Origin of the sequence: Streptomyces sp. NPDC088810 (assembly GCF_044750305.1) — a bacterium.
GTDB lineage: Bacteria > Actinomycetota > Actinomycetes > Streptomycetales > Streptomycetaceae > Streptomyces.
Window position 1 is genome coordinate 45,048 of record NZ_JBIVJQ010000009.1, and the last position, 22,867, is coordinate 67,914.

The following is a 22,867-nucleotide window of genomic DNA, read 5'->3' on the forward strand; positions in this document are numbered from 1 at the left end:
GGACCGGGTCACCGGCCGTCAGCCGTGGCCGCCGGCCCGCACCAGCCCCGTCTCGTAGGCCAGCACGACGACCTGCACCCGGTCGCGCAGACCGAGCTTGGTCAGGATGCGGCCCACATGGGTCTTCACGGTCGCCTCGCTCAGCACCAGCCGGGCCGCGATCTCGCCGTTGGACAGTCCCTGCGCGACCAGCAGCATGACCTCGCGCTCGCGCTCGGTGAGCCGCCCCAGCTCCTTGTGCTGGGGCTCCTTGCCGACGGCGGGCAGCATCGGCGCGAAGCGGTCCAGCAGGCGCCGGGTGGTGGAGGGCGCCACGACCGCGTCACCGCTGTGCACGGCACGGATGGCGGCCAGCAGATCGCCGGGCGGCACGTCCTTGAGCATGAAGCCGGAGGCGCCCGCCTTCAGCCCGGAGAAGGCGTACTCGTCCAGGTCGAACGTGGTCAGGATGAGCACCTTCGGCGGGTCGGGCTCGGAGCAGATCCGCCGGGTGGCCTCCACACCGTCCAGCTTCGGCATCCGGACGTCCATCAGGACGACGTCGACGGGGGTGGACCGCAGTACCTGGAGGGCCTCCACGCCGTCGCCCGCCTCCGCGACGACCTCCATGTCCGGCTGCGCGGCGAGCACCATCTGGAACCCGGTGCGCAGCAGCACCTGGTCGTCGACGAGCATCACGCGGATCGTCATCGGGCCTCTTTCGTCATGCGGTGGTGTGGCGTCAGGGGAGGGTGTTACAGGTGTCAACAGAGAGGCGCACGGCTGCGTCAGTGCGCCGGTTTGAGCGGCAGCAGGGCACTGATGCGGAATCCTCCGCCCGGGCGCGGGCCGGCGTCCAGAGTGCCGCCGACCATGCCGACGCGCTCCCGCATGCCGATCAGGCCGTGGCCCTGCCCGTCGGCGCCGCCCTCCTCGTACAGCTCGTGCGGGGCGCCCTTGCCGTCGTCCTCGACCAGCAGGCCGAGACCGTCGTCGAAGTAGACCAGGCGTACGCTCGCGCCCGCGTTGGGCCCGCCGTGCTTGCGGGTGTTGGTGAGCGCCTCCTGCACGATCCGGTACGCGGTCAGCTCCACGCCGCTGGGCAGCGGGCGCGGGGTGCCCTCCACCTTGAAGTCGACGGGCAGGCCGGAGCTGCGGCACTGCTCGATGAGGTCGTCGATCTGCTCGACGTCGGGCTGCGGGACGTACTCCCCGCTCTCCTCGTGCTCGCCGGTGCGCAGCACGCCCAGCAGGCGGCGCATCTCGGCCAGGGCCTGGCGGCCGGTGGAGGAGATCGTCTCCAGGGCCTTGCGCGCCTGGTCGGGCGCGGTGTCCATGACGTAGGCGGCGCCGTCGGCCTGCACCACCATCACCGACACGTTGTGCGCGACGACGTCGTGCAGCTCGCGCGCGATCCGGGCGCGCTCGGCGGCCACCGCGACCTTCGACTGCGCCTCGCGCTCCTTCTCCAGACGGGCCGCGCGCTCCTCCAGCTGGGCGAAGTAGGCGCGCCGGGTGCGCATGGAGTCGCCGAGCACCCAGGCGAGGGCGAAGGGCACCGTCTGGAAGACGGCTATGGCGATCTGCCCGGCGAAGCTGGCCTGCTCGGCCGGCCAGCGGATCTGGGCCACGGTCGCCGCGCAGAGGCTGACGGCGAGGGCGAGCCGGGAGGCCCAGCGGGCGCCGACCGCCGCGACCGTGTAGGTGATCACCAGCATGGCGAAGTCGGAGACGGTCGTCTCGATGTCCAGGACCAGCTGGGCCAGCCCGACCACCAGGGCGACCAGCAGCATCGGCTCCGGGAAGCGGCGGCGCAGCGCCACGACGGCACCCAGGACCGCGGACACGGCCAGCCCCTCGGCGATGGTCCCGTGGTGACCGGGCACCCCGTCGAGGTTGACCACACTCACCGCGGACACCCCGAGCAGGGCGACGGCCCAGAAGCTGTCGACCCAGGTCGGGTGGCGGCGGAGGAAGTCATAGAGGCGCTGCACGTAACCCAGCGTAGGGAAACCCGATGCGTGCAGGGGTCAACCGAAGGACCGATCCGCGCTCGGCGCGCGTACTCCGCAAGGTGGATGCCGTGATCATCTGTGTGCCTAGTCTGGTGCGGTGACGGATGAGACGACGGCGGAGGGCTCCCGCGCGCATCACGGCCCGCGCGGCTGGCGCGCCGCGGCCGAGACGGCCCTGTACGGCCACGGCGGCTTCTACCGGCGTCCGGAGGGCCCGGCCGGTCACTTCCGTACGTCCGTGCACGCCTCCCCCCTGTTCGCGCGGGCCGTGGCCCGGCTGCTGTGCCGGGTCGACGCGGCGCTCGGCCGGCCCGCGGTGCTGGACTTCGTCGACATGGGCGCCGGGCGGGGCGAGCTGGTCGGCGGAGTGCTCGCCGCGCTGCCGGCCGACGTGGCGGCACGCGCGCGTGCGTACGCCGTGGAGGTCGCCGAGCGCCCGGCCGGCCTGGACGAACGGATCACCTGGCTGAGCGACCTCCCGGACGCGGTCACCGGTCTGCTGTTCGCCAACGAATGGCTGGACAACGTGCCCGTGGACGTCGTGGAGGTGGACTCCGCGGGCGTGCCCCGGCTGGTCCTCGTGGCGGAGGACGGCTCCGAGCGGCTCGGGGAGCCCGTGACGGGCGCGGCGGCCGACTGGCTCGGGCGCTGGTGGCCGCTGCCGGCCGAGGAGGGCCTGCGGGCGGAGATCGGGCTGCCCCGGGACCGGGCCTGGGCGGCGGCCGTGGGCCGGGTGGTACGGGGCCTGGCGGTGGCCGTGGACTACGCCCACACCCTGGACACGCGCCCCCCGTTCGGCACGCTCACCGGCTTCCGGGAGGGCCGCGAGACGGCACCGGTGCCGGACGGGTCGTGCGACATCACGGCGCACGTCGCCCTGGACGCGTGCGCGGCGGCGCCTGGTCCCACGTACACGCCCTACGGCACGGCGCGCACGCCCCTCGGTACGGCGCCCACACCCTCCGATACGCCCCTGCCCCCGGCGCGCACCATGCCCCGCACGCCTTCCGACACGGCTCAAGCGCCCGCAAGCACGGCGCACGGGACCAGCGGAACAGCGCGCGAGCTTCCTCCCGCGCGCCTCCTCACGCAACGCTCTGCTCTGCGCGCCCTCGACCTCACCGGCGCACGCCCCCCGCTGGCGCTCGCCTCCACGGATCCCGCCGCCTACGTGCGCGCGCTGGCGAGCGCGGGCGAGGCCGCCGAGCTGACGGCACCGGGCGGTCTCGGCGACTTCGGCTGGCTGCTCCAGCCGGTCGGCATCCCGGACCCCCTGGAGCGGGAGCCCGAGCAGGAGCCGGAGCGGGAGACAAGGCACCCCCAGGACCCGCCGGGCCGGTAGCCCGCGCCACCCCGCCGGCCGGCCCGCTCGCCGGCCGGCCTACTTGTCGATGTCGCCGACCACGAAGAACATCGACCCCAGGATCGCCACCATGTCCGCCACCAGCGTCCCCGGCAGCAGCTCGGTCAGCGCCTGGATGTTGTTGTACGAGGCCGAGCGCAGCTTCAGCCGGTACGGGGTCTTCTCGCCCTTGCTGACCAGGTAGTAGCCGTTGATCCCGAGCGGGTTCTCGGTCCACGCGTACGTGTGCCCCTCGGGCGCCTTCAGCACCTTCGGCAGCCGCTGGTTGATCGGCCCGGGCGGCAGCTCGGCGAGCCGGTCCAGGCAGGCGTCGGCGAGGTCCAGCGCGTTGTGGGTCTGCGCCAGCAGCACCTCGAAGCGGGCGAGGCAGTCGCCCTCGCTCCGGGTCACCACCTTCAGGGTGTCCTGGAGATCGGCGTAGGCCAGGTACGGCTCGTCGCGGCGCAGGTCGAAGTCGACGCCCGAGCCGCGCGCGATGGGCCCGCTCACGCCGTACGCGTGCACCGTCTCGGGCGCGAGCGTGCCCACCCCGCGCGTGCGCCCCCGGAAGATCTCGTTGCCGAGCACCAGGTCGTCGAAGACGTCCATGCGCGAGCGCACGTCGGCGACGGCGGCACGCGCGCGTGCGGTCCAGCCGGCCGGCAGGTCCTCCTTGAGACCGCCGACGCGGTTGAACATGTAGTGCATGCGCCCGCCGGAGACCTCCTCCATGACGTTCTGGAGCACCTCGCGCTCCCGGAACGCGTAGAACACCGGCGTGATCCCGCCCAGCTCCAGCGGGTACGAGCCGAGGAACATCAGGTGGTTCAGCACCCGGTTCAGCTCGGCCAGCAGGGTGCGCGTCCACACCGCACGCTCGGGGACCTCCATGCCGAGCATCCGCTCCACGGCGAGGACCACGCCCAGCTCGTTGGAGAACGCCGACAGCCAGTCGTGGCGGTTGGCGAGCACGATGATCTGCCGGTAGTCGCGTGCCTCGAAGAGCTTCTCGGCGCCGCGGTGCATGTAGCCGATGACCGGCTCCGCGTGCACGATGCGCTCCCCGTCCAGCACGAGCCTGAGCCGCAGCACGCCGTGCGTGGACGGGTGCTGGGGCCCGATGTTGAGCACCATGTCGGTGCTCTCCGCCGCGCCGCCGATGCCGACCGTGGTCTCCGCCGTAGGAGTCATGGCCCCAGTTTCCCCTACGTACGCTGGGCTCATGGAAACGGGGAGCCTCGAGGGGACCGGAGCGCCGGCGGACCAGCCGGTGTGGCGCGGGCTGGAGCCCGGACTGCTGCGCGTGCGCCGGCTGCTGCTGGTGGTGTGGACGGGGGTGCTCGCGGTCGCCGCGGGGCTGCTGCCCGGGCTGCTGGCGGGGCCCGCGTGGGCGGCTTGCGCGCTGCTCCCACCGGTGTGCGCCGCCTGGTGCTGGCGGCTGCTGGGCCGCAACTGGCGCTCCTGGCGGTACGCCGAGCGCGCCGACGACCTGCTGATCAGCCGCGGTGTGCTGTGGCGCGAGGAGACGGTGGTGCCTTACGGGCGGATGCAGCTGGTGGAGGTGACCTCCGGGCCCGTGGAGCGGCGCTTCGGGCTGGCCACCGTACAGCTGCACACCGCGGCCGCCGCGACCGACGCGACCATCCCCGGCCTGGACCCGGCCGAGGCGGAGCGTCTGCGCGACCGGCTGACCGAGCTGGGCGAGGCACGATCGGCGGGCCTGTGACGTCCCCCGGCCGTGCCGGCGGCATACCCGAGCACCCGCCCGTCACCGAGCGCCGGCTGCACCCGGTCACGCCCTTCCGCCGCGCCTGGGCGCCGCTCACGGTGCTGGCCGGCTGGGCGGTGCACGACCCGAACGGCGCCCAGGAGCAGCTCACGCGGCTGACCGGCACCATGCTGCTGCTGGGCGTCGCGGTGCTGGTGCCGGCGGCCGGTCTCTACGGCTTCCTGTCCTGGTGGTTCACGCACTACGCCGTCACCGACACCGAGCTGCGCATACGGACCGGGCTGCTGTTCCGGCGCACCGCGCACATCCGGCTGGAGCGCATCCAGGCCGTGGACGTCTCCCGTCCGCTCCTCGCGCGCGTGGCGGGCGTCGCCAAGCTGCGGATCGATGTCGTCGGCACCGACGACAAGGACGAGCTGGCCTTCCTGGGCGAGCGGGAGGCCCGAGCCCTGCGCGCGGAGCTGCTGGCGCGCGCGGCCGGTTTCGCGCCCGAGACGGCGCACGAGGTCGGTGAGGCGCCGGCGCAGGTGCTGCTGCACGTGCCCCCGCGCGAGCTGGCCCGCTCCCTGCTGCTGACGGGCGCCACCTGGGGCTCGCTGTGCGCCGCGCTCGTCGTGCCGACCGTGCTGTGGCTCGTCACCGACAACCTCTGGACCGTGCTCGCCAGCGCCCTGCCGCTGTTCGGCGCGGCCGGCGCGAGCAGTGCGGGCCGGTTCGTCACCGAGTTCGACTGGACGGTGAGCGAGTCCCCGGACGGGCTGCGCATCGACCACGGGCTGCTCGACCGGGCGCACGAGACGGTGCCGCCGGGCCGGGTGCAGACCGTGCGGATCGTGGAGCCGCTGCTGTGGCGGCGATGGGGGTCCCCCCGCTCGGGCGGAGCCGAGAGCGGGGGAGGCTGGGTGCGGGTGGAGCTGGACGTGGCCGGCTCCGAGAACTCGGTGCTGATCCCGGTCGCCCCGCGCGCGGTCGCCGAATCCGTCGTCGCGCGCGTGCTGCCCGGCGTGACGGTGCCCCGTGAGCTGTCGCGGGTGCCGCGGCGGGCCCGGTGGTGCGTGCCGGTGTGGTGGCGCGGGCACCGGCTCGCGGTCACCGGTGCGGTGTTCGCCGCCCGGAGCGGTCTGCTGCGCCGCCGGCTCTCCCTCGTCCCGCACGCCAAGGTGCAGAGCGTACGGCTCACCCAAGGGCCCTGGAGGCGCCGTTGGGGGCTCGCCGACGTCCACGTGGACACGGGAGCCGGCAAGACCGTGACGGCCCGCCTGCGCGACGCCCAGGAGGCCGCGCGCCTCCTCCACGAGCAGGCGGAACGCTCCCGCACGGGCCGCCGCAACGCCCGCCCCGACCGCTGGATGACCACCGGCTAGCCCCCGCGCCGCACCCACGCAGCGGGCCCGGCTCCCTCGCAGGGAGACCGGGCCCGGTGAGTACGGCTGACGGCGGCTCAGGAAGCCGCGCTGCGCAGCCGCTGGACGTCGATCTGTTCGGTCTCGTCGTGCGCCGTCAGGTCGATGATCTGGCCGACCTCCCGGGACCGCGCGTCGGCGGGCTTGAAGCCGGCTTCGGCCTCGGCCTTGTGCACGGCGAGCGCCTCGGGGCCGACGACGTCGGCGAGGTCCTCGTTCTGCACGGAGTCCAGCGTGGCCTTCGGCGCGCCCTTCTGGGTGCCGAAGAAGTCGAAGCCGCCCTCGACCACCGGCCGCCGCGCGGGCGGCGCCGGTACGACGGCCACCGCGGTCGGCACCGTGAAGTGCCCGGCGGGCGGCTGCCCCGCGGACTTGGCGACCTCGACCGCCCGGGAGGCGTCCGTACCGTCCGTCACGGCCTCCAGGGCGCCCTCTCCTTTGGCGGCGGCCCCGGCCTCGGACTCGTGCTCCGCGGGAGCCTCCAGCGCACCGGCCACGGCGTCCGCATGGGCGTCTGCTCGCGCATCCGCGTCCGCCTCGGCGGGCTCGGGCAGCGCGGCCTGCGGCTCGCCGGCCTCCGCCTCGTCGGCCCCGGTCTCGGACGCCTCCACGCCCTCCGCCTCGGTCTCGACGTCGGGCTCGGCCTCACCGTCGGGCTCGGGCTCGGGCTCGCCCGGCGTCCCCCGGCCGAACCGGGCCAGGGCCGTCAAGGCCTGCCGGTAGAGCCGAGCGCCCTCGGGTGAGAACACCGCGTACGCCGCCGGCTCGTCCTCGGAGCCCGTCGAGGCCGCGGAGGCCTCGGTGGCGGCCGTCTCCGGCTCGGCGCTCCGCGCGGGCGGCAGCGCGGGCGACGACGAGGGCTCCGGCACCCCCGCTTCGAGCTCCAGCAGCCGCCGCCCCTCCAGGGCGCTGGCGCGCTCGGTCTCCGCGGTGGCGTACCGGCGCAGCAGGGCCGCGTGCTCGTTGCGCAGGCCGGCCAGCTCGGCCCGCTTGGCGCGCAGCCGCTGCTCCAGCTTGGCGCGCAGTTCGCGGGACTCCTCCAGGTCGGTCTCCAGTTCGGCGACCCGTTCCTCGTACCGCCACTCGTCGCCGGCACGCGCGCGCGTGAGTTCGGCGACCTGCTTGCCCGCCTGCGCGTCCCAGCGGCGCATCACGACCGCGCCGACGACCGCCGTCACGGCGGCCGCTGCGGCCAGTGCGCGCACCACGGTGGCCTCGGTGAACACCCAGGGACCCAGCGCGCAGACGACGGAGACGCCGGCGATCGCCGACGGGGGCAACAGCCGGTGCAGAGGCGGGGAATGGCGGTGGCGTCCACGTGGCATGGCCAGAAACTTACCGCGCGTAGGCGAATCATGGGCCCCCGCCCCGTAAAAACCCGGCCACACCGCGGCCTTCACGGGAGTCGGGGCCCCGCCGGCTCAGCGGTCGGTGAGCCGTCCGCTGATCCACTGGAGGGTCGGCGGGATCTCGCGCCGCCAGGTGTTGAAGTTGTGGCCGCCACTGTCGAGGATGATCGACGAGATCCGGGTCAGGTTCGTGGCCTGCACCTGCTCTATGAACCGCGTCGTGGCCCTGTAGTTGTGCTCGCCGACCTTGCTGCTGGTGACGAGCAGCGAGGTGTCCGGCGCCTCCTCGTGCTGGAGCAGCCAGAACAGGTCGGCACGGTTCTGCAGCTTCTTGTCGCCGTGGAAGAGGTCACCGGTCGTGGGGTCGATCGGCGCCTTGTAGTACGGCGAGAGGCCCGCGCCGGCCGCGTAGACGTTGGGGTGGTGCATGGCGAGCTTGAGGGCGCAGTAGCCGCCGGTGGAGTCGCCGATGACGCCCCAGCTGCCCGGCCGCTTGCCGGCCCGGTAGTGGGTGAGGACGGCGTCCGGCAGATCCTTCGCAAAAAACGTTTCCGCTTGCGGCCCGCCCGGCACGTCCACGCATTCCGTGTCCCGCGGCGGCGCCACGGTCGGCCGCAGCATCACCAGGATCATCGGCTGCATCCGCCCGTCCTTGGCCAGCCGCTGCGCCGTGCTCGGGTAGTTCAGCTTGTCCACCAGCGACCGCGCGGTGCCCGGGTAGCCGGTCAGCACGACGGCCGTCGGGAACGTACGCGTGCGGTACTGCGGCTGGAAGTACTCCGGCGGCAGGTACACGTACGCGGGCGTGACGATGTGGGTCGTACGGCCGACGATGTCGACCTTCTGGACCTGGCCGCCTATCTCCGGCCGCGAGGCGCGCACCCCCGGCACGTCGGAGGTGGAGACCACCTGGAGCGGGCCGCCGGTGCTGCCGTGGGCCGAGTGGTCGATGACCACACCCTGGTCGGTCTCCTTGCCGAAGAGGTCGGCCCAGCTGGCGTAGAAGCCGAACGCCTGGTTGGCGGCGAGCCCCACGGAGGCGAAGAGCGCCACCTGGGTGGACAGCAGCAGGCCGACCCGTCCGCTGACGGCCCGCCAGTTCTGCCGGGCCAGCCGCGGCCACAGCCACACCGTGCCGATGAACAGCACGACAGCGATCAGAATCGCCAGCACCAGCACTTTGTTGCTCGTGAGACCCATGGCTGTTTCCTGCCTGCGCTTTCCGCCCGTTCCCGCCCACACCTCGTCGCGTGGACTTGCCCGGGGCTTTCCTTGGCCTTTGACCCGACTTTCCGGTGAGGAGTGAACCTCTCTCCCCGAGACACCGTCCTAGAGGGCGCAATGTCGCCGGCTGCCCGATCGGGCCCGGGTCCAAGGTCTCTCGCAGAACTACGGGATGCGATGTCTGTCAGGATAGATGGGGAAATGTCGGGCGGGGTTCCGAGCCGATCAAGCCGGGCGCGGCGCATACTGCGCGGCCCGCGTCCCGAGGCCGTTCCCGCTCTGGTCGGCCGGGCCGCCGCGATCGTCGGCGTCCTGGACATCGCCGCGGGCGTCTTCCCGCGCTTCCGGCACAGCCGTATGCACGCTATCGCGGAAGTGCTGCCGGGTTCGTTCGGCCCCTTCGCAGCGGCGCTCTCGCTCAGCTCGGGCGTGCTGTTGCTGCTGCTCGCGCACGGCCTCAAAAGGCACAAGCGCCGGGCCTGGCGGGCCGCGGTCGCACTGCTCCCGGCGGGCGCCGCCGCGCAGTTCGCCTACCGGCACTCGATCGTCGGCGTGCTCATCGCCGTTGCGCTGCTGGTGCCGCTGCTGCGCCACCGGCAGCAGTTCGAGGCGCTGCCGGACCCGCGCAGCAGGTGGCGCGCGCTCGCCAACTTCGTGCTCATGAGCGCCGGTTCCGTCGCCCTCGGCCTCGTCATCGTCAGCGTCCACCCGAACCGGACGATCGGCGACCCGAGTCTGGCCGACCGGCTGACGCACGTCATCTACGGCCTGTTCGGCTTCGAGGGCCCGGTCGACTACCAGGGCAACACCTCCTGGACGGTCGCGTTCTCCCTCGGCGCCCTCGGCTGGATCACCGCGGCCACCACCATCTACCTGGCCTTCCGCCCGGAGCACCCGGCGGCGCGCCTCACCGAGGAGGACGAGTCCCGGCTGCGCGCACTGCTGGAGAGGCACGGCCGGCGCGACTCGCTCGGCCACTTCGCGCTGCGCCGCGACAAGGCGGTCGTGTTCTCGCCGAGCGGCAAGGCCGCGGTCACCTACCGGGTCGTGTCCGGCGTGATGCTCGCCAGCGGCGACCCCATCGGGGACGTCGAGGCCTGGCCGGGCGCCATCGAGCGCTTCATGGACGAGGCCAAGGCCCACTCCTGGACGCCCGCGGTCATGGGCTGTTCGGAGACGGGCGGCGAGGTGTGGACCCGCGAGACCGGCCTGGACGCCCTGGAACTGGGTGACGAGGCGGTGGTGGATGTGGCGGATTTCTCGCTCGCCGGACGCGCGATGCGCAACGTGCGCCAGATGGTCAAGCGCATCGAGCGGGCCGGCTACGAAACCCGGGTCCGGCGCATCCGTGACCTCGGCGAGGCCGAGCTGGAGCGGATCCGCCGGGCGGCGGAGGACTGGCGCGGCACGGACACCGAGCGCGGCTTCTCCATGGCTCTCGGCCGCATCGGCGACCCCTCCGACAGCGACTGCCTGATCGCCACCGCCCACAAGCAGGACGACGAGCCGGGTGAGTACGGCGACCTCAAGGCGATCCTCCACTTCGTGCCCTGGGGCCCGGACGGCGCCTCGCTGGACCTGATGCGCCGTGACCGCAGCGCCGACCCCGGCATGAACGAACTGCTCATCGTCGCCGCCCTGCAGGCCGCCCCGAAGTTCGGCATCACCCGGGTCTCGCTGAACTTCGCGATGTTCCGCTCGGCCCTCGCGCGCGGGGAGAAGATCGGCGCCGGTCCGGTGCTGCGCGCCTGGCGCGGGCTGCTGGTGTTCCTCTCGCGCTGGTTCCAGATCGAGTCGCTGTACAAGTTCAACGCCAAGTTCCAGCCCCGCTGGGAGCCGCGGTTCGTGGTCTACCGGGCCTCCGCCGACCTGCCCCGCATCGGCTTCGCCGCCATGCAGGCGGAGGGCTTCGTCAACTTCGCGCTGCCGATCCCGCGCTTCCTGCGCCGGCGCCGGGCCGCCGCCGGACGCCCGTGCGCGCACGCCGTGGCCGAACGGGACGTCCGAGCCGCCTGAGCCGCGGACGCGCCGGATGGTACGGCCCGAAGACCGGCCCGGGCGGAAGCCCCTCCCCCTCCAGCCCGGGGGCTTCCGCCCGGGCCGCCGGGCGTTCCCGGCATCCGCCTGGGCCTACGCTGAACGTATGAACAACCTCAGCGGGCGCGGCCGAGTGGCCGGCCTTCCGGCATGGGACCGGTGCGCGGTCATGGGGGTCGTGAACGTGACCCCCGACTCCTTCTCCGACGGCGGCCGCTGGTTCGACACGACCGTCGCCGTCAAGCACGGCCTGGACCTCGTCGCCGAGGGCGCGGACCTGGTCGACGTCGGCGGGGAGTCCACCCGGCCCGGCGCCACGCGCGTGGACGAGGCCGAGGAGCTGCGGCGGGTCATCCCCGTGGTGCGCGGCCTCGCCTCCGAGGGAGTCGTCGTCTCCGTCGACACCATGCGCGCCTCCGTCGCCGAACAGTCCCTCGCGGCCGGCGCCGCCCTCGTCAACGACGTCAGCGGCGGCCTCGCCGATCCCGCGATGATCCCGGTGGTCGCCGAGGCGGGCGCCCCCTTCGTCGTCATGCACTGGCGCGGCTTCCTCCAGGGCGGCAACGTCAAGGGCGTTTACGAGGACGTCGTCGGCGAGGTCGTGGACGAACTGCACGCGCGCGTGGAGGCCGTTCTGGCCGGCGGCATCGCCCCGGACCGCATCGTCGTCGACCCCGGCCTGGGCTTCTCCAAGCAGGCCGAGCACGATCTCACGCTCCTCGCCCACCTGGACCGGCTGCGCGCCCTCGGCCACCCCCTGCTGGTCGCCGCCTCCCGCAAGCGGTTCCTCGGCCGGGTTCTCGCCGGGCCGGAGGGCGCGCCCCCGCCGGCCCGGGAGCGCGACGCGGCCACGGCCGCCGTCTCCGCCCTCGCGGCGCACGCCGGTGCCTGGGCAGTGCGCGTGCACGAGGTGCGCGCCACGGCGGACGCGGTACGCGTCGCCCGGGCCGTGGAGCAGGCGCGCGCGGCAGAACCCACGCGCGGGACGGACAGCGAGCGCCGGGCGGAAGGAGAGCGGTGAGCGCCCCCCATACCGACGTGGAGCAGGTCGAGGCCGCGAACACCGCCTTCTACGAGGCACTCGAACGCGGCGACTTCGAGGAGGTCTCCTCCCTCTGGCTGACCCCCGCCGACCTGGGCGTGGACGAGACCTACCACGATCCCGCGGACTCGGGCGTGATCTCCTGCGTGCACCCGGGCTGGCCGGTGCTCACCGGCCGCGGCGAGGTCCTCCGGTCGTACGCGCTGATCATGGCCAACACGGACTACATCCAGTTCTTCCTCACCGACGTGCACGTCTCGGTGACCGGCGACACCGCGCTGGTGACCTGCACGGAGAACATCCTGAGCGGCGGCCCCGCGCAGGAGGGCGCGGAACTGGGCCCGCTGGTCGGCCAGCTCGTCGTCGCCACGAACGTGTTCCGGCGCACGCCGTCGGGCTGGAAGCTGTGGTCCCACCACGCCTCCCCGGTGCTGGCCGAGACCGACGAAGGCGACGACGAGAACCACGTCAACGGCGTGAACCCGGACGACGACCCCCTGGCCTGACCCGGGGCTGTCGCGAACCTGATCCGGGAAGTGGTTGGAATCACCTACCCCGGGGTAGGAGCGGCTACCAGCCCATGACAGGGCCGGGTTCCCCAGGGGAAACACCCGGTGAACCCTGCGGGGAGCGGTGCGCGCCCGCGCGCCCGCGGCCCGGCTCTGTCGGTGCCCGCAGGTAGATTCGTCTGAGGCCGGTGTGCCGCCCGCACGCGGTACGGGCCGGTCGTTCCCGACGATTGCAGGAGTGATTCGCGTGGATCGTGTCGCGCTGCGCGGCCTCAAGGCCCGCGGGCACCACGGTGTGTTCCCCAAGGAGCGCGAGGAGGGCCAGACCTTCATCGTGGATCTCGTCCTCGGCCTGGACACCCGGCCGGCCGCGGCCGACGACGACCTGGCGAAGACCGTGCACTACGGCATCGTGGCCGAGGAGGTCGTGGCCGTGGTCGAGGGCGAGCCGGTGGACCTCATCGAGACCCTCGCCGAGCGGATCGCCCGGACCTGCCTGAAACACGAAGGGGTCCAGGAGGTCGAGGTCTGCGTGCACAAGCCGGACGCGCCGATCACCGTCCCCTTCGACGACGTGACCGTCACCATCACCCGGAGCCGAGCATGACCCGACCTTTCCGCCAGGGTCACAGCGACCCGACCGTCCAGCCGGTGCCCGCCTCGGTCGTCGAGAAGGTGGACGCCGCCGACACGACGCTGAGCAACCCGAAGTGGGCCGTGATCTCCATCGGCTCCAACCTCGGCAACCGCCTGGAGACCCTCCAGGGCGCCGTCGACGCCCTGGAGGACACCCCGGGGGTCCGAGTGAAGGCCGTCTCCCCGGTGTACGAGACGGAGCCGTGGGGCGTGGCGCCCGGCAGCCAGCCGTCGTACTTCAACGCGGTCGTGGTCCTGAAGACGACCCTGCCCCCCTCCTCACTGCTGGAGCGGGCGCACGCCGTCGAAGAGGCCTTCCACCGCGTCCGGGACGAGCGCTGGGGCCCGCGCACGCTGGACGTCGACATCGTCGCCTACGCCGACGTCACCTCGGACGACCCGCACCTCACCCTGCCCCACCCGCGCGCCCACGAGCGTGCGTTCGTGCTCGCGCCCTGGCACGACGTGGACCCGCAGGCACAGCTCCCCGGCCGCGGTACGGTGGCCGATCTGCTGTCCGGCGTCACCCGTGAAGGTGTCGCGCCGCGCGCGGACCTGGAACTCCGGTTGCCCGAGTAGTCGTTAAGGTCGAGACGGATCACGACCACGACGACCACCGTCCGTCCGGGACGGTCCGGGTGAAGCGACCCGGGATGGTCCGGGGGAACTGAAGGGACACCGTGAGAGAGCTGCGCATCAGGGTGCTGGCGGGCGTGTTCGTCGTGGCCGGCGTCCTGTCCTGGGCGGGCGCCCGCCTCTGGAACTCGATCGGGACCCTCCCCAGCGTCCCCCTGGCCGCTCCGGTCGTCCTCGCGCTGATCTCAGTGGTCCTGCTGGCCACGGCGCTCTCGCTGCGCGCCCGGCTGAAGGCCCAGCGCGAGCGCCGGCCCGGCGCCAAGGGCGTGGACCCGCTGATGGCCGCCCGGGCGGTCGTCTTCGGTCAGGCCAGCGCCCTGGTCGCCGCCCTCGTCTCCGGTATGTACGGCGGCACGGGCGTCTTCCTGCTGGAGCTGCTGGACATCCCGGCCCGCCGGGACCAGGCGCTCTACGCCGGTTTCTCGGTGCTGGCAGGCATCGGCGTGATAGCGGCCGCCCTGTTCCTGGAGCGGGTCTGCAAGCTCCCGGAGGACGACGACCAGAACCACCCGGGAGCGGAGCCGGTGGCCTGAACCCCGGCTCCCCCGCCCGGCGGCGCGGTCGGTGCGGTCAGCGCGCCATGATGAGGCTCATCGCCTCGTTCCGCGTGGCGGCGTCCCGCAGCTGACCGCGCACGGCGGACGTTATGGTCTTCGCGCCCGGCTTGCGGATGCCGCGCATGGACATGCACATGTGCTCGCACTCGACCACCACGATGACGCCCCGCGGCTCCAGGATCTCCATCAGGGAGTCCGCGATCTGCGTGGTGAGGCGCTCCTGCACCTGCGGCCGGCGGGCGTAGACGTCGACCAGCCGGGCGAGCTTGGACAGGCCGGTGATCTTGCCGGTCTCGGACGGGATGTAACCGACGTGGGCGACGCCCCGGAACGGCACCAGATGGTGCTCACAGGTCGAGTACACCTCGATGTCCTTCACCAGGACCATCTCGTCGTGCCCCAGGTCGAACGTCGTCGTCAGGACGTCCTCCGGCTGCTGCCACAGGCCGGCGAAGATCTCCTTGTAGGCCCGCGCGACCCGGGCCGGCGTCTCCCGCAGCCCCTCGCGGTCCGGGTCCTCACCGACCGCGATCAGCAGCTCCCGCACGGCGTTCTCGGCGCGCTTCTCGTCGAACTCGCCGATGCGGCCCTCGCCGTCCAGCGTCACCGGGTCGGTCATCTGGTTCCTCGTTCCTGTGCCTCGCACGCGCGTTTGCCTCGCGTTCCGTCTGCGGACATGCGAAATGCCGCGCCCCCCAGGCTAGAACCTGGGGGGCACGGCATCCATTCCGGCCCTGTTGGCCGAAACACGGTCACTCGCCGTCAGTTCTCCCGGCGGTCCTCCGGGGCCTGCTCGGTCACCGGGGCGGACTCCGCCGGCGTCGACTTGGCCGTGCTGATCGCCGCCGTCGCGCCGTTCGCACCGTTGGTCAGTGCCAGCTCCTTCGGGGAGAGCACCGGCGGGCGGGTGGACGGGGTACGGCGGGAGGAGCCGGTCCAGGCGGGCCGCGGCGGGCGCTTGACGATGGGGGCGAAGATCTCGGCGATCTCCTCCTTGCCCAGCGTCTCCTTCTCCAGCAGCTGGAGGACGAGGTTGTCGAGCACGTCGCGGTTCTCGACCAGGATCTCCCAGGCCTCGTTGTGCGCCGTCTCGATCAGCTTCTTGACCTCCTCGTCCACCAGCGCGGCGACCTCTTCCGAGTAGTCGCGCTGGTGAGCCATCTCACGGCCGAGGAAGGGCTCGCTGTTGTCGCCGCCGAACTTGATCGCGCCGAGGCGCTCGGTCATGCCGTACTGCGTGACCATCGCGCGGGCCAGGTTGGTGGCCTTCTCGATGTCGTTCGCGGCACCGGTGGTCGGATCGTGGAAGACCAGTTCCTCGGCCGCCCGGCCGCCCAGCATGTAGGCGAGCTGGTCGAGCATCTCGTTGCGGGTGGTCGAGTACTTGTCCTCGTCCGGCAGGACCATCGTGTACCCGAGGGCACGGCCGCGGGACAGGATCGTGATCTTGTGCACCGGGTCGGAGTTCGGCGAGGCCGCCGCGACCAGGGCGTGACCGCCCTCGTGGTACGCGGTGATCTTCTTCTCCTTGTCCGACATGATCCGGGTCCGCTTCTGCGGGCCCGCGACCACGCGGTCGATCGCCTCGTCCAGCGCCTTGTTGTCGATCAGCTTCTGGTCGCCTCGGGCGGTGAGCAGCGCGGCCTCGTTCAGCACGTTGGCGAGGTCGGCACCGGTCATGCCCGGGGTGCGGCGGGCCACGGCGGACAGGTCGACGTCGGGCGCGACCGGCTTGCCCTTCTGGTGGACCTTGAGGATCTCCAGACGGCCCTGCAGGTCCGGCGGGTCGACCGCGATCTGCCGGTCGAAGCGGCCCGGGCGCAGCAGCGCCGGGTCGAGGATGTCCGGGCGGTTCGTGGCGGCGATCAGGATGACGCCGCCCTTGACGTCGAAGCCGTCCATCTCGACCAGCAGCTGGTTCAGGGTCTGCTCGCGCTCGTCGTGACCGCCGCCGAGGCCGGCGCCGCGGTGGCGGCCGACCGCGTCGATCTCGTCGACGAAGACGATCGCCGGAGCGTTCGCCTTGGCCTGCTCGAACAGGTCACGGACCCGGGAGGCACCGACACCGACGAACATCTCGACGAAGTCGGAGCCGGAGATCGAGTAGAAGGGGACGCCCGCCTCGCCGGCGACGGCGCGCGCGAGCAGGGTCTTGCCGGTACCCGGGCGGCCGTACAGCAGCACGCCCTTGGGGATCTTGGCGCCGACGGCCTGGAACTTGGCCGGCTCCTGGAGGAACTCCTTGATCTCCTGGAGCTCCTCGACGGCCTCGTCGCAGCCCGCGACGTCGGAGAAGGTCGTCTTCGGGGTGTCCTTGGTGATGAGCTTCGCCTTGGACTTCCCGAAGTTCATGACCCGGGAGCCGCCGCCCTGCATCTGATTCATCAGGAACAGGAAGACGACCACGATCAGGACGAAGGGCAGCAGGGAGAGCAGGACGCCGACGAACGGGTTCTGCTTGGACGGCGAGACCGTGTAGCCGTCCGGAATCTGCTTGTCCTGGTACTTGGTCTGCAGCGAGCCGGCGAGCTGCACGCCCTGGTCGCCGATGTAGCTCGCCTGGATCTTGGAGCTGCCGTCGACCTTCTGGCCGTCCTTGAGGGTGACCTTGATGGTCTGCTCGTCGCCTGTGGTCAGTTTGGCCGACTGGACCCTGTTGTCATTGATCGCCGCAACGACCTGGCCGGTGTCCACCGTCTTGTAGCCGCCGGACGAGCCGACGACCTGCATCAACACGACCACGGCAAGGACGGCCAGCACGATCCACATGACCGGCCCACGGAAGTATCGCTTCACGTCCATCCATACGGAGCGGTGCCGCCCCGTCCCTCCTGCCATAGTGAGTTTGATAAGACAGTTCTTCTGACGGTACCCCAGCAATGTTGCCCGAAGCCGCACGGAGCCGTTTCGACGGCTGGGAATCCCGTCTCTGCATGCTTCAACGGAACGGAACCCGCTGGGGTTCCCGATCGTCCTACCGGGCTTGGGCCGAGTGGCTCAGCCCACGGCCCGGGGCGGCTCAGCCGCCGTAGACGTGAGGCGCGAGCGTACCGACGAACGGCAGGTTGCGGTACTTCTCGGCGTAGTCGAGTCCGTAGCCGACGACGAACTCGTTGGGGATGTCGAAGCCGACCCACTCCACGTCGATGGCCACCTTCGCGGCGTCCGGCTTGCGCAGCAGCGTGCACACCTTCAGGGAGGCGGGCTCGCGCGAGCCGAGGTTGTTGATCAGCCACGACAGGGTCAGGCCGGAGTCGATGATGTCCTCGACGATCAGGACGTGCTTGCCCTTGATGTCGGTGTCGAGGTCCTTGAGGATCCGCACGACCCCGGAGGACTGGGTGCCCGCGCCGTAGGAGGACACGGCCATCCAGTCCATGGTGACGGGGGTGGACAGCGCCCGGGCGAGGTCGGCCATGACCATCACCGCGCCCTTGAGGACGCCGACGATCAGCAGGTCCTTGCCCGCGTATTCCGCGTCGATCTTCGCGGCCAGCTCGGCCAGCTTCGCGTCGATCTCTTCCTTGGTGATGAGCACCTGCTGGAGGTCGGCACCCATGTCTTTCGCGTCCACCCGCATCACTTTCGGTCGTCCCGCACTTAAGGCCGCGTGCGCGGCCACCGGCTCCGGCCGCATGCACGGCCTCCGGCCGCCCGGCCCGCCGGAGGGTCGCTCCGGGAGGGTCGGGATTCAGCCTTGCCGAATCACCAGTCTGCCACCCTGCCGCTGGGCGACGACTTTGCCCGGGAGATTGATGGCCCCCTGGCCGCGCCAGCCGGTGATCAGGCGGTCGACTTCCTCGATGTGGCGGGCGAACAGCGCGCCGGCCGGGGCACCGGCCTCGATGGCGGCCCGGCGCAGGATCCGGCGGCGCACGGCGGGCGGGAGGGCGTACAGCTTGGCGCACTCCAGCAGGCCGGCGGCGTCCCGTACCGAGGCCTCGGCCTGGCGGGCCCAGGCGTCCAGGGCGTCGGCGTCGTCGCGGGAGAGCTGGGCGGTGCGGGCGAGCGCCTCCACGACCCCCTTGCCGAGGGCCTTCTCCAGCGCGGGCAGGCCCTCGTGCCGGAGCCGGGAGCGGGTGTAGGCGGGGTCGGCGTTGTGCGGGTCGTCCCAGACGGGCAGGGACTGGACCATGCAGGCCTTGCGGGCGGTCTGCCGGTCCAGCTGCAGGAAGGGCCGCCGGTAACGGCCGCCGGCCCCCGAGACCGCGGCCATGCCGGACAGGGAGCGGATGCCGGAGCCGCGGGCGAGGCCCAGCAGGACGGTTTCGGCCTGGTCGTCGCGGGTGTGGCCGAGCAGGATCGCGGCGGCGCCGTGGCGTTCGGCGGCGGCGTCCAGGGCGGCGTAGCGGGCGTCCCGGGCGGCGGCCTCGGGGCCTCCCTCGCGGCCGACGGTCACGGCGACGGACTCGACCGGATCGAGTCCCAGTCCGCGCAGCCGCAGGGCGACCTCGTCGGCGCGGAGGTCGGAGCCGGGCTGGAGACCGTGGTCGACGGTGACCCCGCCGGCCCGGATGCCGAGCTTGGGGGCCTCGAAGGCGAGGGCGGAGGCGAGGGCCATGGAGTCGGCGCCGCCGGAGCACGCGACGAGGACGAGCGGGGAGGGGGGCCGCTCGGCGGTCCGGTCCGGATGCGCGCCGGAGGGCTGCGGGCCCGGGTGCACGCGGGACGTCTCGTGGTCGTTCAGGATGTCGTGGAGGACGCGGCGGACCGCCAGGCGTATCGCCGCGACCGCAGGATGGGGACCCATGTCCGGTTCCCTTCATGAAGTTTTTCGGGGGGTGAGCCCGAGCCGGTCACTCAGAGTGTGTAGATGGTGACAGAAGCGGGCGGTTCCCCGAGCATTGCACGCCTACGCATGGCTCACGGTCCCTCGGACGGGTGATTGAAGGGGCGTTCGCCTGCCGTCGGCCGGATTCGTTTCACGACTTCCCCACGCCGTTCACGCCTCGGGCCTGCGGTGCACCCGCGCGACCCAGTCCGCCGGTTTGGCGATCTCCGCCTTCGTGGGCAGGGTGTTGGGCGAGGTCCACACGCGGTTGAAGCCGTCGACGCCGACCTGCTCGACCACGGCCCGCACGAAGCGTTCGCCGTCCCGGTACTGCCTGAGTTTGGCATCCAGACCGAGCAGCTTGCGCAGGGCCACGTCCAGGCGGGAGGCACCCTTCGCGCGGCGCTGCTGGAACTTCTCGCGGATCTCCGCGACGGTCGGTACGACGCTCGGGCCGACGCCGTCCATGACGTAGTCGGCGTGCCCCTCCAGCAGGGACATCACGGCCGTCAGACGGCCGAGGATCTCCCGCTGGGCAGGGGTCTGCACCAGTTCCACGAAGGAGCGTCCGCCGTCCTCCTCCTCGCCCTCGGGCCGGCCGCCGGCGAGGGACTGGGCGGCTTCCCTGATGCGCTCGAGGAAGGTCATCGGATCGACGTCGGTCTCCGCCAAGAACGACTGGATTTCACCCTCCAGGTGGTCCCGGAGCCAGGGCACGGCGGTGAACTGCGTGCGGTGGGTCTCCTCGTGCAGGCACACCCACAGGCGGAAGTCGTGCGGCTCGACGTCGAGTTCGCGTTCCACGTGGACGATGTTGGGCGCGACGAGCAGCAGCCGGCCGCCGCCGTTCCCGCCGGCCGGGAGGTCGCGGGCGGCGGGGGCGAAGGTCTCGTACTGGCCGAGGACGCGGGAGGACAGGAACGACAGGAGCATGCCGAGTTCCACGCCGGTGACCTTGCCGCCGACGGCGCCGAGGACCGCGCTGCCCGGGTTGTTGCCGCGCCGTTCCTGCATCTTCTCCAGGAGCGGTTTGAGGATCTCCCGGAAGCCGGCGACGTTGGCGCGGACCCAGCCGGGCCGGTCGACGACGAGGACCGGGGTGTCGTGGGTGTCCTCGGTGCCCATACGGGTGAAGCCGCGGACGTGTCCTTCCGAGGCTTTCGCGTGCCGGCGCAGCTCCGCGACGACGGACCTGGCCTCGTCGCGGCTGACGTCGGGACCGGGGCGTACGAGCCGTGTCGCGGTTGCCACCGCGAGGTTCCAGTCGACCATCCCGGGAGATGCGGTGCCGCCGAAGCCAGTCATGCTGTCAACCGTACGTGAGCGTTCCCGCTTCGGGCAGGCCGTGTGGGCCTGCGGGTGCCGGAGGTGTCGGCGGGGCCCTCGGTGCGGCCCTCAGCCCGCCAGTGCCGTCGCCGCCTTGTCCAGGGCCGCCTGGGCCTCCAGTGCGTTGGTGGTGTCCGAGGCCAGGAAGGCGAAGGCCAGGAGGCGGCCGTTGGCGTCCACGACCGTGCCGGCGAGGGTGTTCACGCCGGTCAGGGTGCCGGTCTTGGCGCGTACGACACCGGCGGCGCCGTCGGTGTACCGGGTGCTCAGGGTGCCGGTGAAGCCGGCCACGGGCAGGCCGGTGAGGACCGGGCGCAGGCCGGGGCGGTGCGGGTCGCCCGCCTTGACCAGCAGGGCGGTCAGGAGGTCGGCCGTGAGCCGGTCGTCGCGGTCGAGGCCGCTGCCGTCGTGGAAGGCGGCGCCCGCCATGGGCAGGCCGAGCTTGCGCAGCTGCGTGGCGATGGCCTCGGCACCGCCGTCGAAGCTCGCCGGCTGCCCGCCGGCCAGGGCCGTGTGCCGGGCCAGGGCCTCCGCGATGTCGTTGTCGCTGTTGGTCAGCATCCGCTCCACCAGGGCGGACAGCGGGGGCGAGGAGACCGTGGCGAGGTTCTCCGCGCGCGTGCTGGCCTTGGAGGGGCCGGGGGAGGTGGTGGTGATGCCGGCGTCCTTCAGGAAGCCCGCGAACCTGGCCGTCGCGTCCGCCGCCGGGTCGCCCACGCGGGTGACCGGGCCGCTGGCGGAGCCGTCGGTACGGCCCTCGTCGGCGGTGAGGGCGCTGACCGGGGCGAGGTTGTCGTTGACGCCGATGGGGTGCAGGGCCGGGCCGGTGAACAGAGTGGTGTCGTAGGAGAGGGTGATCTTGTGGATGCCGCGCCGGCCCAGCGCCTCGGCGGTGTCCGCCGCCAGCGCCCGCAGGCTCGCCCAGCCGTCGGCCCGGGTGTGCGCGGTGAGGGTGGGGTCGCCGCCGCCGACCAGGACCAGCTCCCGGGTGTCGGGTTCGAGGGCGGTGCGGGTGGTGAGGCGGTGGTCGGGGCCGAGGGCGGACAGCGCGGCGACGGCGGTGGCGATCTTGGTGGTGGAGGCGGGGGTGAGGGCCTGGCCGGCGTCGGCGCCGTACAGCTGGGCGCCGGTCGTGACGTCGACGACGGCCGCCGCGTGGGGGCCGTGGAGCGCGGGAGCGTCCAGGAGGGGCCCCAGGAGGCCGGAGAGGTCCTTGGGGGCCGGGGCGGCCTTCTTGGTGCCGACGGCGCTCGCGGTGCCGCCCAGGCCCGCCAGGACGGGTGCGGCGCTCGGCGCGGGCCGGGGCGCCCCGGCCCGCGCCGTACCGGAGCGGCCGTGATCTGCGCCACCTGACCGCTCCAGGGCGGCGGCCCGGTCCCGCTCGGCCGTACGCTGACCGTTGGCGTCCCAGGGACCGGCAACGGTCACCACGCCGGCGGCCAGTGCCAGGCCGGCGGTGGCGGCGCCCGCGGTGTACTGCCAGGTCCTGACGGTCCGCGGACGGGGGAGACGGGGGAGGTGCGCAGGCCTGACACGCACGGCTCTCGTCAGCCGTGCGAGGCGTGGCCCGGCGGCCGTCACGGCGCTCGCCAGACGCGGTCGTACGGCGTTCGCGATCCGCACCATCTGCGGTCCCGCGGCTCGCCAAGGCCTCAGCTCTGGCACGACCACCAGCCCCTTTCGCGATCACACACCTGCGTGAGGGACACTTAACCACCAGAACTATGTGCTGATCATGGAGGAGCCACCGGTGGAGTTCGACGTCACGATCGAGATCCCGAAGGGTTCGCGGAACAAGTACGAGGTGGACCACGAGACCGGTCGGATCCGCCTGGACCGTCGCCTCTTCACCTCGACCGCCTACCCGACCGACTACGGCTTCGTCGAGAACACCCTCGGCGAGGACGGCGACCCGCTGGACGCGCTGGTCATCCTGGACGAGCCGACCTTCCCGGGCTGCCTCATCCGCTGCCGCGCGATCGGCATGTTCCGTATGACGGACGAGGCGGGCGGCGACGACAAGCTGCTGTGCGTCCCGGCCACCGACCCGCGGGTGGAGCACCTGCGCGACATCCACCACGTGTCGGAGTTCGACCGCCTGGAGATCCAGCACTTCTTCGAGGTCTACAAGGACCTGGAGCCCGGCAAGTCGGTCGAGGGCGCCAACTGGGTGGGCCGCACGGACGCCGAGGTGGAGATCGAGCGGTCGTACAAGCGCTTCAAGGAGCAGGGCGGCCACTGACCGGCCGGTTTGTCTTCCGCGGGCCGCGGCACCCTGCGTGGGGTGGCGCGGCCCGTTTGCGTACCCATGC

General features: G+C 72.5%; 21 protein-coding genes. 10 read left to right on the forward strand and 11 right to left on the reverse strand.

What is annotated here, in order from left to right; genetic code table 11:
• Positions 1-18: 18 nt before the first annotated feature.
• Complete coding sequence (locus ACIP4Y_RS26365) at positions 19-690, reverse strand: response regulator transcription factor (RefSeq protein ID WP_358637709.1); 672 nt, start codon at positions 688-690, stop codon at positions 19-21.
• A gap of 77 nt (positions 691-767) precedes the next feature.
• On the reverse strand, positions 768-1,973 hold the full coding sequence (locus ACIP4Y_RS26370; RefSeq protein WP_401397949.1) for a sensor histidine kinase: 1,206 nt from the start codon (positions 1,971-1,973) through the stop codon (positions 768-770).
• Positions 1,974-2,091: 118 nt separating this feature from the next.
• Between ACIP4Y_RS26370 and ACIP4Y_RS26375 the strand changes: the two genes are divergently transcribed.
• On the forward strand, positions 2,092-3,336 hold the full coding sequence (locus tag ACIP4Y_RS26375) for an SAM-dependent methyltransferase (protein WP_401397951.1): 1,245 nt from the start codon (positions 2,092-2,094) through the stop codon (positions 3,334-3,336).
• A gap of 39 nt (positions 3,337-3,375) precedes the next feature.
• Here the strand turns inward: ACIP4Y_RS26375 and ACIP4Y_RS26380 are convergent, their stop codons facing one another.
• Complete coding sequence (locus ACIP4Y_RS26380) at positions 3,376-4,527, reverse strand: NADH-quinone oxidoreductase subunit D (protein ID WP_401397953.1); 1,152 nt, start codon at positions 4,525-4,527, stop codon at positions 3,376-3,378.
• 31 nt (positions 4,528-4,558) lie between these two features.
• Between ACIP4Y_RS26380 and ACIP4Y_RS26385 the strand changes: the two genes are divergently transcribed.
• Both ACIP4Y_RS26385 and ACIP4Y_RS26390 read left to right on the forward strand, forming a co-directional pair.
• A complete protein-coding gene (locus ACIP4Y_RS26385) occupies positions 4,559-5,062 on the forward strand; it encodes a PH domain-containing protein (RefSeq protein WP_401397955.1) in 504 nt (167 codons plus the stop codon).
• Positions 5,059-6,429: a PH domain-containing protein gene (locus ACIP4Y_RS26390; RefSeq protein ID WP_358637719.1), complete on the forward strand. Its 1,371-nt coding sequence runs from the start codon at positions 5,059-5,061 to the stop codon at positions 6,427-6,429. The genes ACIP4Y_RS26385 and ACIP4Y_RS26390 overlap by 4 nt, the downstream gene beginning before the upstream one ends.
• A gap of 77 nt (positions 6,430-6,506) precedes the next feature.
• Here ACIP4Y_RS26390 and ACIP4Y_RS26395 read toward each other — a convergent pair whose 3' ends face one another.
• Both ACIP4Y_RS26395 and ACIP4Y_RS26400 read right to left on the reverse strand, forming a co-directional pair.
• A complete protein-coding gene (locus ACIP4Y_RS26395) occupies positions 6,507-7,793 on the reverse strand; it encodes a hypothetical protein (protein WP_401397958.1) in 1,287 nt (428 codons plus the stop codon).
• Positions 7,794-7,889: 96 nt separating this feature from the next.
• Positions 7,890-9,017 (reverse strand): alpha/beta hydrolase, encoded by a 1,128-nt coding sequence (locus ACIP4Y_RS26400; RefSeq protein ID WP_401397960.1) that lies wholly within the window; start codon positions 9,015-9,017, stop codon positions 7,890-7,892.
• A 225-nt stretch (positions 9,018-9,242) separates the two neighbouring features.
• Between ACIP4Y_RS26400 and ACIP4Y_RS26405 the strand changes: the two genes are divergently transcribed.
• The 6 genes from ACIP4Y_RS26405 to ACIP4Y_RS26430 all read left to right on the forward strand — a co-directional run bounded on the left by ACIP4Y_RS26405 (position 9,243) and on the right by ACIP4Y_RS26430 (position 14,434).
• Positions 9,243-11,057 (forward strand): phosphatidylglycerol lysyltransferase domain-containing protein, encoded by a 1,815-nt coding sequence (locus tag ACIP4Y_RS26405; protein ID WP_401397962.1) that lies wholly within the window; start codon positions 9,243-9,245, stop codon positions 11,055-11,057.
• A gap of 127 nt (positions 11,058-11,184) precedes the next feature.
• Positions 11,185-12,099, forward strand: coding sequence for a dihydropteroate synthase (folP, locus tag ACIP4Y_RS26410; RefSeq protein WP_401397964.1), 915 nt, complete (start codon positions 11,185-11,187; stop codon positions 12,097-12,099).
• The gene (locus ACIP4Y_RS26415) at positions 12,096-12,626 is read left to right on the forward strand and encodes a nuclear transport factor 2 family protein (protein WP_401397966.1); all 531 of its coding nucleotides are present in this window, start codon (positions 12,096-12,098) and stop codon (positions 12,624-12,626) included. Before folP ends, ACIP4Y_RS26415 begins: the two co-directional genes overlap by 4 nt.
• 250 nt (positions 12,627-12,876) lie before the next feature.
• Positions 12,877-13,236: a dihydroneopterin aldolase gene (folB, locus tag ACIP4Y_RS26420; protein ID WP_401397968.1), complete on the forward strand. Its 360-nt coding sequence runs from the start codon at positions 12,877-12,879 to the stop codon at positions 13,234-13,236.
• Complete coding sequence (folK, locus tag ACIP4Y_RS26425) at positions 13,233-13,844, forward strand: 2-amino-4-hydroxy-6-hydroxymethyldihydropteridine diphosphokinase (RefSeq protein ID WP_358637731.1); 612 nt, start codon at positions 13,233-13,235, stop codon at positions 13,842-13,844. Before folB ends, folK begins: the two co-directional genes overlap by 4 nt.
• 101 nt (positions 13,845-13,945) lie before the next feature.
• The gene (locus ACIP4Y_RS26430; RefSeq protein WP_401397970.1) at positions 13,946-14,434 is read left to right on the forward strand and encodes a DUF3180 domain-containing protein; all 489 of its coding nucleotides are present in this window, start codon (positions 13,946-13,948) and stop codon (positions 14,432-14,434) included.
• 37 nt (positions 14,435-14,471) lie between these two features.
• Here ACIP4Y_RS26430 and folE read toward each other — a convergent pair whose 3' ends face one another.
• The 6 genes from folE to dacB form a co-directional block, all read right to left on the reverse strand.
• Positions 14,472-15,077, reverse strand: a complete 606-nt coding sequence (gene folE / locus ACIP4Y_RS26435; protein ID WP_030342684.1) for a GTP cyclohydrolase I FolE — start codon at positions 15,075-15,077, stop codon at positions 14,472-14,474.
• 143 nt (positions 15,078-15,220) lie between these two features.
• Entirely contained in the window at positions 15,221-17,260 is a 2,040-nt protein-coding gene (gene ftsH / locus ACIP4Y_RS26440; protein ID WP_401397972.1) for an ATP-dependent zinc metalloprotease FtsH, read from the reverse strand.
• 217 nt (positions 17,261-17,477) lie between these two features.
• Positions 17,478-18,038: a hypoxanthine phosphoribosyltransferase gene (hpt, locus tag ACIP4Y_RS26445; RefSeq protein ID WP_031165039.1), complete on the reverse strand. Its 561-nt coding sequence runs from the start codon at positions 18,036-18,038 to the stop codon at positions 17,478-17,480.
• A 111-nt stretch (positions 18,039-18,149) separates the two neighbouring features.
• Positions 18,150-19,208, reverse strand: coding sequence for a tRNA lysidine(34) synthetase TilS (gene tilS / locus ACIP4Y_RS26450; protein WP_401397975.1), 1,059 nt, complete (start codon positions 19,206-19,208; stop codon positions 18,150-18,152).
• Positions 19,209-19,400: 192 nt separating this feature from the next.
• Entirely contained in the window at positions 19,401-20,534 is a 1,134-nt protein-coding gene (locus ACIP4Y_RS26455; protein WP_401397977.1) for a zinc-dependent metalloprotease, read from the reverse strand.
• A gap of 90 nt (positions 20,535-20,624) precedes the next feature.
• On the reverse strand, positions 20,625-22,181 hold the full coding sequence (gene dacB / locus ACIP4Y_RS26460) for a D-alanyl-D-alanine carboxypeptidase/D-alanyl-D-alanine-endopeptidase (protein ID WP_401397979.1): 1,557 nt from the start codon (positions 22,179-22,181) through the stop codon (positions 20,625-20,627).
• A gap of 124 nt (positions 22,182-22,305) precedes the next feature.
• Here dacB and ACIP4Y_RS26465 point away from each other — a divergent pair, with 124 nt between their 5' ends.
• A complete protein-coding gene (locus tag ACIP4Y_RS26465) occupies positions 22,306-22,797 on the forward strand; it encodes an inorganic diphosphatase (RefSeq protein WP_030342671.1) in 492 nt (163 codons plus the stop codon).
• Positions 22,798-22,867: the final 70 nt, after the last annotated feature.

Bases quoted from the DNA above. Each gene is read 5' to 3' on its own strand.
- ACIP4Y_RS26365 (WP_358637709.1), bottom strand. From the start codon at position 690: ATGACGATCCGCGTGATGCTCGTCGACGACCAGGTGCTGCTGCGCACC.
- ACIP4Y_RS26380 (WP_401397953.1), bottom strand. From the start codon at position 4,527: ATGACTCCTACGGCGGAGACCACGGTCGGCATCGGCGGCGCGGCGGAG.
- ACIP4Y_RS26385 (WP_401397955.1), top strand. From the start codon at position 4,559: ATGGAAACGGGGAGCCTCGAGGGGACCGGAGCGCCGGCGGACCAGCCG.
- ACIP4Y_RS26395 (WP_401397958.1), bottom strand. From the start codon at position 7,793: ATGCCACGTGGACGCCACCGCCATTCCCCGCCTCTGCACCGGCTGTTG.
- ACIP4Y_RS26400 (WP_401397960.1), bottom strand. From the start codon at position 9,017: ATGGGTCTCACGAGCAACAAAGTGCTGGTGCTGGCGATTCTGATCGCT.
- ACIP4Y_RS26405 (WP_401397962.1), top strand. From the start codon at position 9,243: ATGTCGGGCGGGGTTCCGAGCCGATCAAGCCGGGCGCGGCGCATACTG.
- folP (WP_401397964.1), top strand. From the start codon at position 11,185: ATGAACAACCTCAGCGGGCGCGGCCGAGTGGCCGGCCTTCCGGCATGG.
- folK (WP_358637731.1), top strand. From the start codon at position 13,233: ATGACCCGACCTTTCCGCCAGGGTCACAGCGACCCGACCGTCCAGCCG.
- folE (WP_030342684.1), bottom strand. From the start codon at position 15,077: ATGACCGACCCGGTGACGCTGGACGGCGAGGGCCGCATCGGCGAGTTC.
- ftsH (WP_401397972.1), bottom strand. From the start codon at position 17,260: ATGGACGTGAAGCGATACTTCCGTGGGCCGGTCATGTGGATCGTGCTG.
- hpt (WP_031165039.1), bottom strand. From the start codon at position 18,038: ATGCGGGTGGACGCGAAAGACATGGGTGCCGACCTCCAGCAGGTGCTC.
- tilS (WP_401397975.1), bottom strand. From the start codon at position 19,208: ATGGGTCCCCATCCTGCGGTCGCGGCGATACGCCTGGCGGTCCGCCGC.
- ACIP4Y_RS26455 (WP_401397977.1), bottom strand. From the start codon at position 20,534: ATGACTGGCTTCGGCGGCACCGCATCTCCCGGGATGGTCGACTGGAAC.
- dacB (WP_401397979.1), bottom strand. From the start codon at position 22,181: ATGGTGCGGATCGCGAACGCCGTACGACCGCGTCTGGCGAGCGCCGTG.